At 36.9% G+C, this 11637-nt stretch carries 12 protein-coding genes and 1 pseudogene; 2 read left to right on the top strand and 11 right to left on the bottom strand.

Going from position 1 to position 11637, the window contains the following annotated elements; translation table 11 throughout:
- Nucleotides 1-117: 117 nt before the first annotated feature.
- The 9 genes from SAZ04_RS10425 to SAZ04_RS10385 all read right to left on the bottom strand — a co-directional run bounded on the left by SAZ04_RS10425 (nucleotide 118) and on the right by SAZ04_RS10385 (nucleotide 7691).
- Nucleotides 118-726, bottom strand: a complete 609-nt coding sequence (locus tag SAZ04_RS10425) for an alpha/beta hydrolase (RefSeq protein WP_332694781.1) — start codon at nucleotides 724-726, stop codon at nucleotides 118-120.
- A 6-nt stretch (nucleotides 727-732) separates the two neighbouring features.
- Nucleotides 733-1713 carry a ring-cleaving dioxygenase gene (locus SAZ04_RS10420; protein ID WP_332694779.1) on the bottom strand — a complete coding sequence of 327 codons (981 nt, stop codon included), beginning with the start codon at nucleotides 1711-1713 and terminating at the stop codon, nucleotides 733-735.
- A gap of 5 nt (nucleotides 1714-1718) precedes the next feature.
- Nucleotides 1719-2162 (bottom strand): MarR family winged helix-turn-helix transcriptional regulator, encoded by a 444-nt coding sequence (locus tag SAZ04_RS10415; RefSeq protein ID WP_332694777.1) that lies wholly within the window; start codon nucleotides 2160-2162, stop codon nucleotides 1719-1721.
- A 242-nt stretch (nucleotides 2163-2404) separates the two neighbouring features.
- On the bottom strand, nucleotides 2405-3196 hold the full coding sequence (locus SAZ04_RS10410; RefSeq protein WP_332694775.1) for an HAD family hydrolase: 792 nt from the start codon (nucleotides 3194-3196) through the stop codon (nucleotides 2405-2407).
- A 77-nt stretch (nucleotides 3197-3273) separates the two neighbouring features.
- Entirely contained in the window at nucleotides 3274-5223 is a 1950-nt protein-coding gene (locus SAZ04_RS10405) for an ATP-dependent DNA helicase (RefSeq protein WP_332694773.1), read from the bottom strand.
- Between the two features lie 121 nt (nucleotides 5224-5344).
- Nucleotides 5345-5602: a YciI family protein gene (locus tag SAZ04_RS10400; RefSeq protein WP_332694771.1), complete on the bottom strand. Its 258-nt coding sequence runs from the start codon at nucleotides 5600-5602 to the stop codon at nucleotides 5345-5347.
- A gap of 37 nt (nucleotides 5603-5639) precedes the next feature.
- Nucleotides 5640-6056 (bottom strand): CBS domain-containing protein, encoded by a 417-nt coding sequence (locus SAZ04_RS10395; RefSeq protein ID WP_332694769.1) that lies wholly within the window; start codon nucleotides 6054-6056, stop codon nucleotides 5640-5642.
- 409 nt (nucleotides 6057-6465) lie between these two features.
- Entirely contained in the window at nucleotides 6466-6717 is a 252-nt protein-coding gene (locus tag SAZ04_RS10390; RefSeq protein WP_332694767.1) for a sporulation protein, read from the bottom strand.
- A gap of 122 nt (nucleotides 6718-6839) precedes the next feature.
- Nucleotides 6840-7691, bottom strand: a complete 852-nt coding sequence (locus SAZ04_RS10385) for a patatin-like phospholipase family protein (protein WP_332694765.1) — start codon at nucleotides 7689-7691, stop codon at nucleotides 6840-6842.
- Between the two features lie 254 nt (nucleotides 7692-7945).
- On the opposite strand from SAZ04_RS10385, the gene SAZ04_RS10380 reads away from it, so the two are divergent.
- Nucleotides 7946-8947, top strand: coding sequence for a hypothetical protein (locus SAZ04_RS10380; protein ID WP_332694763.1), 1002 nt, complete (start codon nucleotides 7946-7948; stop codon nucleotides 8945-8947).
- A 103-nt stretch (nucleotides 8948-9050) separates the two neighbouring features.
- On the opposite strand, the gene SAZ04_RS10375 is transcribed toward SAZ04_RS10380, so the two are convergent.
- Nucleotides 9051-10124 (bottom strand): branched-chain amino acid aminotransferase, encoded by a 1074-nt coding sequence (locus SAZ04_RS10375; RefSeq protein ID WP_332694761.1) that lies wholly within the window; start codon nucleotides 10122-10124, stop codon nucleotides 9051-9053.
- 163 nt (nucleotides 10125-10287) lie between these two features.
- On the opposite strand from SAZ04_RS10375, the pseudogene SAZ04_RS10370 reads away from it, so the two are divergent.
- Nucleotides 10288-10455: pseudogene (locus SAZ04_RS10370) on the top strand (SDR family NAD(P)-dependent oxidoreductase); the annotation flags it as partial.
- Nucleotides 10456-10498: 43 nt separating this feature from the next.
- Here the strand turns inward: SAZ04_RS10370 and desB are convergent.
- Complete coding sequence (gene desB / locus SAZ04_RS10365; protein ID WP_431308991.1) at nucleotides 10499-11620, bottom strand: Delta(10) desaturase DesB; 1122 nt, start codon at nucleotides 11618-11620, stop codon at nucleotides 10499-10501.
- Between the last annotated feature and the right edge of the window lie 17 nt (nucleotides 11621-11637).

The raw sequence follows: 11637 nt of genomic DNA, 5'->3' as shown, positions 1-11637 counted from the left end.
GTTTGCGTAGTCTTGCATAAATGATCATCTCCTTATTGGAAAGTATAACCATTTACACAAAACTTCTTACGCTCTCCAAAGCTGCCCATGATCATCAAATAGGCAGCTTTGCTTTTCTTAGTTATAATTTGCTTCAAACCACTCTCTTGCTTTTTCCACTTCTTCTCGAACGAGTTGATGACCCCCATCAACCCAATATTCCGTTACTGTGGCATTCGCTTTTTCTAAGTCTTTTGCTAATTCCTTGGTTTCATTTAATGCGATGAGTGGATCGCGCTTTCCGGCACCAATAAACACTGACGTTCCAGTTAATTCAGGAATTGCCACTCCGCGACGAGGTACCATTGCATGAAAGAGTATCGCCCCGTTTAACGCATTTTCATGATGGTACATCATACTCGCAGCAATGTTTGCCCCGTTAGAATAGCCAATTGCTACTACATGATCACGATCAAACTGGTATTTATTTGCACTATCGTTTACAAAATCAGTCAATTCTTTTGTTCGAAAAACCAAATCTTCTTCATCAAATACACCTTCAGCTAACCGGCGGAAAAAACGGGGCATGCCATTTTCTAACACATTTCCTCGCACACTTAATATCGCTGATTCTGGTGCAATCATATCCGCTAACGCTAAAAGATCATGTTCATTTCCACCTGTACCATGCAGAAGCAGCAACGTTGGTGCACCTTTTTTCTTTCCTTCAGTAAATATATGTTTCATTTAGCTTCACTCCTTTGTGTCTAATGGTATTAATTTCGCTTCAATTTCTGCTCGTTGATTTTCAAAATAAGGTGGTAATGAAAGGTTCTCACCCAACTGTTCAAATGGTTCATCTCCTTCAAAACCAGGTCCATCTGTTGCAAGTTCAAATAAAATCCCATTAGGTTCACGGAAGTAAAGGGAACGGAAATAGTAACGTTCAACAAAACCCGAATTTGGTAAGCGAAGCTCTTTTAAATAATCAACCCATTTTTTGAGCTCCTCTTCACTTTCAACACGGAAAGCAACATGATGAACACTCCCTCTACCAGGGCGTTCTCTTTGTAAATTTGCTCGCTCTTCCAAATAAATTTCTCCACCTGTACCACCTTCGCCAGTTTCAAATACACGGATAGGAGGTTGCTCATTATTATGAGAAGGATATGATTCTTTTTCACGATACCCCATTACATCTATTAATATATTTGCCGTACTATCAGGCTTGGCAACAGTTAGTTTCACAGGACCTAATCCTACAATTCCGTATTCAACAGGTACAGGGCTCTGATCCCAAGGCTTTCCACCAACTACTCCACTATTTGTTTCGTCCGATACTAGTTCTAAGCGCTGTCCCTCAACGTCGCGAAACGCTATCGTTTTACGACCGTACTTTGTTACGATCTCATCATGTTCTACGGTAAACTGTTCAAAGCGCTTTTTCCAGTAAGAGATTGCTTCATCACTTGCGACACGTAATGATGTTAACGAAATACTATTCGTGCCGTGGTATGTCCTCCCAGCATGGGGAATTTCAAAAAACGTTATATCAGTACCTGGATTCCCTCTTTCATCTGCATAAAATAAATGATATACAGATGTATCATCTTGGTTAATTGATTTCTTTACAAGTCTGAGTCCTAGTATTTTCGTATAAAAATGGTAATTTTCTATTGCATTAGCTGTTATAGCGGAGACGTGGTGCTGACCTAATAATGGTTTTAATTGCATGTTTATCACCCCTTATTTAATTCGAGCTTTTTCAGCAATGAAAGAAGTTGCTTTTGTTCTTCTTTATCAAGTGTTTTAAATTGTGATGCTTGGAATAATTCTTGTTTAGGAACAACTTCTTCATAAAGATGTTCACCTTGAGTCGTTAATGAAATGAGCTTTGTTCGCCATTCTTGCTTTCGCTTAATTAAACCGAGCTTTTCCATCTTACTAAGCATTTGTGTTATATTCCCTTTGCTGACGAGTAACTTCTCAGCTAACTCTTGTTGTGAAAGAGGTTGATGTGTACCAACTTGAACCAGTAAATCAAATTGCGCAATGGTCAATCCCCATTTTTTCACGTGTTGATTTGATAAACGATTACTTTGGTTATAAAATCTCGCAATACGGAACCATAGTAATAAGCCAAGGCGAACGTCTTGCGTCCTCCCAAGATCATTCTTGGACAATGTGTTCACTCCTTTATTGAATCTGCTATCAATTTATACCTAAACTGATAACTTGTAAAGGATTTTCACTTATTTTTTTAAAGTAAGGGTGAACTCTGATAAAAAATAGATAATGAACACTCACAACAAAAGTAATCGTTTTCATAATTTCAAAAAGTATCTCTCGTCTAGTAGAAGCACCTGTCTCAAAAGGTCTATAAGCGACATTTTGAGACAGGCTTTTGTACCTAAAACAAACTACTTTACGACTTATTTAAAGCAGTTAAAATTGGAAACAGTTCTTCCAAATGTGTAATTTCAAAATCTGGTACAACTTCATTGCGTTCCTTATCATGACGATTAATCCAAACAGACTTCATTCCAATGCGAGAAGCACCTAAAATATCCGTCATAAGATTATCTCCGACCATAATCGCCTCATCTTTTGAAAGAGACATCTTTTCAAGTGCATGTTCAAAAATAGTTGGGTCTGGTTTTCCTTTTCCAAACGCACCCGAAATAACGATCTGATCAAAATAAGGTACTAGTTCAGGAGTGATTTCAAGCTTCGTATTTTGTAAGTCAGGTGATCCATTCGTTAATAATAGGAGCTTGTACTTCCCTTTTAATTGATCTAATACGTTAAACGATTCCTCATAAACAAATGGATTATTACGGCGCTCTACTGGAAAACGTTCAGCTAGTTCTGCTCCAAATTGGGGATCATCAATGCCCAATGCCTTTAAACCTCTTGTCCATGCTTCCTTGCGATAAGTAGGTACGATTTCTTTCATTTTCCTGAAGTTATCATCATCATCTAGAAAATTACCCCATAAGCCTTCAAAAGGATTAATTCCAATCATCTTTGTGAAATCATATGTTTCGTACGTTGCATATAGTTCACTTGCTTCCTTTCGAACTGCCTTTTCAAAAGCAGCAGGATCAACGTTATATTGATTCACTGCTAGTTGGCAAGTTGCTTCAAATGCCGTTTGTACACTTAACTGATCCCATAGCAATGTATCATCAAGATCAAAAAAGATAGCTTTAATCATTAAGAAACCCTCTCCCTTGCAACAATGTATTCACTTACTAGATTACCGTTCTGATTGCCATATGTAAATAGATTCAGTTAACGTATTTTTTTTAGTTCTACATTTTTCGGTAACACGTCTTTTATCGTATTTAATAGGCTCGTATCTTGATAAATACGCTCATCTAAAATCGTTGCAATCCCACAGTCATCATGTGTACGGATTAAACGTCCGATCCCTTGGCGCAAACGTAATAACATATATGGTACATCAACCGTCTGGAAAGAGTCTTCTGACGCCTTTCTTTTTGCAGAGAAAACAGGATCATTAGGCGGGAAAGGCAAAGCCCAAATTATGACGTTTGACAATGATTCTCCAGGTATATCCAAACCTTCCCAAAGTGTTACTGCACATAAAACTGAGTCAGTATCTTCTTGAAAAGTCGAAATTAATTGACTAATTTCCTGATCTCCTTCAAACAGTAGGTTCCAATGATCATAGGAAGGATCTTTCGCCGTTACGTCTTTAAACTGTTTAAGCTCTTCCAAACTGGTAAATAAAATTAATGCTCGTCCATTTGTTTCATTTAATAATGTTTTCGTATAGGTGAATTTATCATCATCTGATGTCACAACTGGTGCGTATAGTTCCATTTGCTTTTCATAATCAAATGGGGAAGAAACGGAAAAAGATAAATAATCTTCTAAACCTAAACTATTCGATAAATAGTCAAATGACTTATTTGTTGATAACGTTGCGGAAGTAAAAATAAATGGTAGATGTTTCGAAAATACCTTTTCTTTCAATACTTCTTCAACTAAACGTGGCATAATAACAAGTGTAATGCCTTGTTCGTCCGCTTCTACCCAAGTGATGACATTTTTTGCATTCACAAAAATGTTCAATGCCTGGTGAATCATATCAAGATGCTCTTCAACGATTTTTAATTGATAGTGATCAATCGTATACATCTCACTCTCAAAAACAATCTCATCCTCTACGCGTGCAATCAAATCAACCAATCGCTTTGCTTCTTTCATGAGATCTGTTGTCAATTCAATTTCTTTTCGATTTGAACCTTCTACCTTCTTAGCATGGTCACGTAATACAAACGAAAGATGCAAACTTTGAGAAATCAATTCCTCAACAAGCACCGCAAATTCTTCCCGTACATCATTTTCTAACAAGCGCGTTAACAATTCTTCGACAACATCATGACGTAGCTTGTACGTTAGCGCTTTTTGTGCTGCAACCTCAAGCAAATGACCTTCGTCAAAAATAACCGTACTTGCTTCTGGCAGTAGAGGAAGTTGGCCTTCACGAATTCTAGAATCATAAGTCCAAACATGTTCCATATAGAAGTCATGAGAACAAATAAGGAGATCGGTTGATTTCCGATAATAGTCGCGAGAAAGAGTCTGCCCACAGCGGTGGCGTTTGTCACAAACGAAGCAATCCTGAAACGAATCCCAACCAACTTTATTCCACTCATGATTATTTAGATGCGCATATTCTTTGCGATCTCCATAGTGGTGGAATGATTGAAGCGTATGGTTTGAATTGACAAACGCAGGTAAATCGACATACATCTCATCATATAGTTCATCGTATTGATCTTTAGATCGTTCTTGATCTAACTTTTGTAAACAGAGATACTGATCTTTAGACTTGGCTAGTCTTGCATCGATCTCGATTCCAAGAATGCGGGAAAGCTTCTCAATATCTCCGCCCTTTTTTACGAGCTGTTCTATTAATGATTCATCTGCACAAGCAATAATGGCGGGCTTTCTAGTGTATCTTGCATAGCATAGTGCATACAACAAATAAACGATCGTTTTCCCTGTACCAACACCAGCTTCCGCCAAGATGATTTTCTTATCAATAAACGCTTTTTCAAGTTGAAATGCCATGTAAATTTGCTCATCCCGAAGTTCCATTCCTGCTTCGGGTAAAATCTCGTAAAACACATCACCGATCCATTCATTTAAGCGCTCAAAAAAAGGTTGGCTTGGATCATACGAAAATGGTAAAGGATTAAATGTTTTCAAAAAAAGGCCTCCGTATCCTAATAAAAAGTCAATAGATAATTATCTTAAAAAATCAGCAATTTGTCAAACTATATCTAATAATAAAAAGGTAACCATCTATGGTTACCCTTTTTAGCGGAGCCTACTTCATTTCCCACTCATGCAATTGTAAGCTTCTTACCCCTTGAACAATGTAAGGATCTTTTTCAGCAAGGATTTTGGCCTCCTCATATGAATCGGCTTTATAAATAACTAAACCGCCCTCACCATCAATGAAAGGACCTTTAGCAAAGATTTTCCCCTCTTTTTCAAGCCCCTCCAAAAATTCCAGGTGTTGCGGACGATATGTAGCATTTAATTCAGGTTTTTCCATGTAAAGTATAGCAGCAAAATAAGCCATAAAGCTCCCCCTCTTCAAATAGTTTACGAGAATTTCATTACATTGTATTTTCTTCTTCGATTGACTTTGCGTAATATTCAATTATTTCTCTTCTTCTTATTATTCCAATAAATGTACCTTGATCATCAACAACCGGTATGAAATTTTGCGAAATGGCGAGTGTGAGTAAGCCTTTCATTTCAGAATCGATTCGAACAGGCTTGTTTTTCACCCTTCTTTTTATATCCTTTAGTTGAATTTGTTCAGCTACTTCTAGTGAGAATGAATCTGTGTCTTTTATACGCCAAAGTAAATCTCCTTCAGTTAATGTTCCAATGTATTTACCGTTTCGATCAATAATTGGGACAGCGGTATACTTGTGAAATTCCATTTTTTCTAACGCTTGTCTCATTGTTGAATCTAAATCTAAGTAAGCAACTTCCGCTTTTGGCAATAAAAAAAATGAGATATTCATAGACGTTCTTCCCTTTCCCAACAGTTTCCTATTTTATTATACTCTATCTTAAAAGATTTTACCAAAACTGTTGCCTTGCAAGTGAGTGGACCCACATCATTAAAACAAATAGTATTGCAAAACGACCTTGGGCAGATGCCACAAAGAGAAAAATAGAAATACTCCTTATAGTTCGTGCTTAAGTTAGAAGCTCCTTCTCGTACCTTTGCAACGGCTTCACTCATTGCTTTGAGGTTGTGCCAAAAGGGGAAAAGCACCCCTTTTGCTTCGAAGCGGCAATGGTTCCGCTCGCTGCGCGTCCAATATGAGAAATTCACTCATATTAGACTTAAAACCTTTGCAACGGCTTCACTCATTGCTTTGAGGTTGTGCCAAAAGGGGAAAAGCACCCCTTTTGGCACAACCTCTCTTATATTAATAATTCAAATACTCCGTTTAATTGTTCAACTCTTTCATCATCTTGTTCATTTCTCGCATATTCTAATTCGTACTGCAAAATTAAATTTAAAATTGATGCTTCATTTTCGTCTAGATCTCGGACAAATTCATCCTCGTTTTTGTACTGGTTTGCTTCTAGCTTGTGGTAAATACTTTGGCAGATTTTGTGATTGTCAATATGGTTTGATAATGATTCGCGTAAATACCCTAAGTTAGAGTCCAATTCGCTCATCCTTTCTATTTAGCTTACTAATCCATCATTAGGATATGGAATAATTTATAATTCATTCATAAAGCATTTTCAATTCATACATTCGATCAAAGAGTTCTTTTATGCTGGTAAGCTTATTTCTCTATAAATTCCTTTAATTGATCATAGTGATGCTTTGCATCATCGTATCCGAGATCAAATAGTGCCAATAATTTTGACTGCTCTCTTTCAATTCTTTTCACCGCAATATCTTTACTTGGTTGAAGAACATAGAGACTTCCTTTTTTCTTTTCAGATTCAATATATCGTAACGTATCATTATAAAGTTTGTATCGTTCCTGAAGAAGCGGTGCTACTTTCGGATACTTTCTACACATCACTGGCATTACACGAGACCATTTGCTACGTTGCAAACGATCTCGAGCTTCTTTTGTCATGATAATGACATTTTTTTTAAAGCCATCTTGTTGCGCTTTTTTAACTGGGATTGGATCACTTAAGCCTCCATCAAGTAGCTCACTTCCATTATATGTAACAGTACGAGCAATAAAAGGCAACGAACTAGATGCGCGCAAAACTGTAAGCAAATCGCTCCCAACCTCTTTTTTGTGATAATAGGTCGACTTTCCTGTATGACAATCAGTCGCGACAACAACAAATTGCTCTTTTCCTTCTAAATATGTATGGAAATCATAAGGTACAATTTGATTTGGAATCAGATCAAACAAAAAATCCATTCCGAATATTTCTCTTCTTGCTATATAATTTCGAAAAGATAGAAAGCGCGGATCACTCACTAAATCAACATTCACCTTTTTATTTCTTCCTTTTTGTCTCGATAAATAAGTAGCCGCCATGCAAGCACCTGCCGAAACACCAATAACGTAAGGGAAATACAGATCCTGCTCCATAAAGTACTCGAGCACACCGGCTGTATAAAGCCCTCTCATTCCTCCCCCTTCAAGTACCAACCCTGTTTGATCCATCTTTGACTCCTCGTTTAGCTTTTTACTTGTAAGAATTTCACTTTTGATTATCGCATCAAATGCAAATTGTGACAAAAATTTGTTCAACACCAAAAGAAAACATTGAACACTTTGTTAACCATTTCACAAACTTCAACATTTCATGTTACTATGTGAGTAATCAACATAAAGAAGTTAGAAATAGAGGGTATACAAAAAAGGTGCTAATCCCTTTTAGAACATCCACAAACATACAATAAAAACAGAGGTGTAACATGACAAAACAACTTATCTTTTCTTTATTTATTATAGTAGGAATTTTACTAACTCCCTTTTTTGCAGATGCGCATGTGAAGTGGTTCACAAAGATAGAGCCCCAAAAGGAATCAATTGAAAATATTATGAATCCAATGTTTATGTTTATTACGATCGTGACGGCGATTATTTTAGCGATTCTACCTCAAGTCCTGCCTAATATGATGAATTGGGAGCCTCTTAAAAAGATTGATATGAAATTAGAAAGTTACCGAAAATTCACGACAACCATTTTAAAGTATGGTACAGCAATAGCTTTGATTATGCAGGTACTAACTGGCTCATTATTTGCACCTGAACTAACTCACTACTCTACTCTTTTAACAGTTTTAAGTTGGATTACAATTGCCTTTCTTCTTATTCCGCATCAATTTGCTACAAAATTAGGTGCTATTTCAATGTTTATCCTATTTAGCATAATGCTAGTTGATTATGGTCTTTTTCATATGCTTGACTATGCTTTTTACTTAGCAATTATTTTTGTATTATTCATGACGAAAACAAAATATGAAAAGTGGAGCTTTCCATTTTTATATTTAGCCACCGGACTGTCTCTTTGCTGGGTTGCGGTTGAGAAATGGGTTTATCCTGACATGTCTGTCGATATTGTCGTTAACCATCAAGTCCCAACATTTTTCTTTTCACCTGAAGTCTTTGTTTCCCTTAGTGCATTCATTGAATTTGTCGTTGGGTATTTATTAGTTGTAGGAATATTAAACAGACTCTTATCATTCGTACTAACAGGAATTTTTGTGATGACTACGATGCTATTTGGAATGGTTGAAGTAGTAGGTCATTTTATGATCCACATTATTTTGGTTATTTTCATAATTGAAGGAGTATCATTTTACAAGCCTCCAGTTAAAATTCATAAAACAGTGCTTGACCAAATGATTTTTGTGTTCCTAAACTTTCTCTTCGTTTTGGCGACAATCTTATTAATTTATTACCGCTTTGCTTAAAGAGGTGTACCAAGATTTTGACTTTTGACCTCTTGGTACACTCTCTAAGTAACTATCATTGTGAATAATTTAGAGGCACGTTTTCAAATAACCAACCATTTGACTATTCCACTTCCACTGTCCAATTGTATGAATCTTCTATTTTGCCTGTTTGAATACCTGTGAGCGTATCATACAATTTCTTAGACAACTCACCAATTTCCCTGTTGTTAAGTACTATGTTGCGTTTCCCCCAATTCAATTCCCCGACTGGCGAAATGACTGCAGCTGTTCCTGTTCCAAAAGCTTCTTCTAATTGACCTTGATCATATGCATCATAAAGTTCTTCTAGCGAAATTTTTCTTTCTGTAATCGGAACACCCCAGTCTTTCAGAAGCTCAATGATCGACATTCGTGTAATTCCTTCTAGTATGCTTCCATTTAATTCAGGTGTAACGACCTCACCATTTATTTTGAAAAATACATTCATGCTTCCTACTTCTTCTATGTACTTCTTTTCCACTCCATCTAACCAGAGCACTTGCGAATAACCTTCTTTCGTGGCACGCTCTTGTGCTTTATAAGCAGCTGCATAGTTTCCAGCAGTCTTTGCTTTCCCAGTCCCACCACGAACAGCTCTCGTGTACTCAGCTTCTACATGAATGCCAACGGGGTGGATTCCTTCTTTATAATAAGAACCAACTGGTGATAAAATAATCATAAACTGATACGTCTCTGAAGGTGCAAGACTTAAGTTTGGTTCTGTTGCAATAATAAAAGGTCTTATGTATAGCGAGTTCCCTTCTGCTTGTGGCACCCAGTCTTTTTCAACTTCAATCAGTTTCTTTAAGTACATTAAAGCAAGTTCTTCATCAATCGCTGGGATACTTAGACGGTCACTTGATAAATTTAATCTTCTAAAATTCTCTTCCGGTCTAAATAAAAGAATTTGATCATTTGACGTCCGATATGCTTTTAACCCTTCAAAAACCGTTTGACCGTAATGAAAGATCATCGCTGCAGGATCTAACGTAATCGCCTCATACGGAACAATTCTTGGATCATACCAGCCTTTATCCGTTGAATAATCCATAATAAACATATGATCAGAAAAATGTTTACCAAACGCAATCTTATCAGCATCAGGTTTTGGCTTCTTCTTCTCGTTATCAATCAAATTAATGGTCATTTCACTCATCTAATACACCCCTATAACGTTATGATATGTAATTATTGTAAATAGTTCGACCTACGAATACAAGAGTATAATGCCTGTCCATTAAAAAAGCTCTTCTAAATTGTTAGTGAGCAAGCTTTTTGACTTGATTATTCAAAAACTGTAGACTACAACCGTATCCTATAGATTGAAAGGGGATTTTATTAACATTTCGTCAACTGCTGGCCAAAAAGGTGCACCTGTTACAAGTGCTTATAGTGCCTCGAAATTAGCTGAATTTATAGTTGCACAGTTGAAATTACATCCACGAATTTTCATCAAGTCAGCTGGCCTGTGGTCAACAAATCCATAAAAAGAAAATCCCAAAGGCTCCTTTGGGATTTTCTTTTGCAATCTTACTGATATTTTGATACTCTCTTCTTCCCTTTTTGTTCAGACAAAGTAGTCATCAATTTTTTCGTATTATTCACTTTTTCTTCTAGTTTTGACTGAGGCTTTGTCGTATCTAGACCGTTTCCTAATGTACCAAAAACGTTTCCAGTACTCGGATCAATTAGTTCACGATTATGATACGGACGTGGTGTCTTCCATAAAGCAAGTAACGCCTTATCGAATCTCATTTCATGATAGCGATCCGGCCAATTTTCTATAAGCAATTTCTTTACTTGCGGATAGTATTTCGAGCTAACCCCCGGAAATATGTGATGTTCTGTATGATAAGAAAAATTAAAATGCAGGACATCGACCCATTTAGGTACAGTTACTGTCAAACTATTCGCTAACGGATCATTCACTTTTGTCGTTGGATTCAAGCGATGATTTGTTGAGATATAGGCCATTACAATTAAATTAGCAATTAGTAATGGTATTAGAAACATGAAGATCCATTTAACTGGTCCCACAAAGAAGAGTAAGCCAACCCATGACATCCAAGGAAGAACGGCTTCAAAGAAAACTGCTCGACGTTTTTTCGGGTTAAACTCCTTTAAATAGACGGCAAACATATTCAATGAATGTACAGAAAACTGAAACGATAGAGAACAAAAACTGAAAAAGGCTCGAACAGGTAAAGGCAATTTATAAACCCATTGTAACAAGCGACTTCTCATAATTCGTTCTAAAGTAGGCCATGCATCCGGATCATGTTCCTCATGTTGTGTGTGCACGTGATGCGTTAAGTTATGCCATTTACGCCATAGTTTCGGTCCAGTGCTTAATGGCCAAAAGGCTACCGCTCCTAAAAAGTCACGAAGCCACGGTTTTCGAACAACGGTACCATGTAAAATTTCATGCCCTAAAAAACCAAGTGCAGCAAAGCAAGCTCCAATGACAAACGAGACGCCTATATAAACAAAAGGATTAAAATCCAATAATCCAATCGTAAGTAAACAACAGACAGTAACAAGTAAATACGCTAGCCCACCCCATAGTCGCGTAGGCACTGGACGAAATGCTTCCTTTGGTAAATGCGGCTTAAGTTTTGCCGCATACCAGCCAAATGAATGTAAATCTTTCAACTAAGAAACCCCTTTCA

It is taken from the genome of Halalkalibacter lacteus (genome assembly GCF_036663595.1).
GTDB lineage: Bacteria > Bacillota > Bacilli > Bacillales > Bacillaceae_D > Halalkalibacter > Halalkalibacter lacteus.
Note: the sequence above shows the minus strand (reverse complement) of the source record. Positions and strands in the feature narration are given on the sequence as shown.

Excerpts from the sequence above, each read along its gene's own strand:
- SAZ04_RS10425 (WP_332694781.1), bottom strand. The coding sequence starts at position 726 with ATGAAACATATATTTACTGAAGGAAAGAAAAAAGGTGCACCAACGTTG.
- SAZ04_RS10420 (WP_332694779.1), bottom strand. The coding sequence starts at position 1,713 with ATGCAATTAAAACCATTATTAGGTCAGCACCACGTCTCCGCTATAACA.
- SAZ04_RS10410 (WP_332694775.1), bottom strand. The coding sequence starts at position 3,196 with ATGATTAAAGCTATCTTTTTTGATCTTGATGATACATTGCTATGGGAT.
- SAZ04_RS10400 (WP_332694771.1), bottom strand. The coding sequence starts at position 5,602 with ATGGCTTATTTTGCTGCTATACTTTACATGGAAAAACCTGAATTAAAT.
- SAZ04_RS10395 (WP_332694769.1), bottom strand. The coding sequence starts at position 6,056 with ATGAATATCTCATTTTTTTTATTGCCAAAAGCGGAAGTTGCTTACTTA.
- SAZ04_RS10385 (WP_332694765.1), bottom strand. The coding sequence starts at position 7,691 with ATGGATCAAACAGGGTTGGTACTTGAAGGGGGAGGAATGAGAGGGCTT.
- SAZ04_RS10380 (WP_332694763.1), top strand. The coding sequence starts at position 7,946 with ATGACAAAACAACTTATCTTTTCTTTATTTATTATAGTAGGAATTTTA.
- SAZ04_RS10375 (WP_332694761.1), bottom strand. The coding sequence starts at position 10,124 with ATGAGTGAAATGACCATTAATTTGATTGATAACGAGAAGAAGAAGCCA.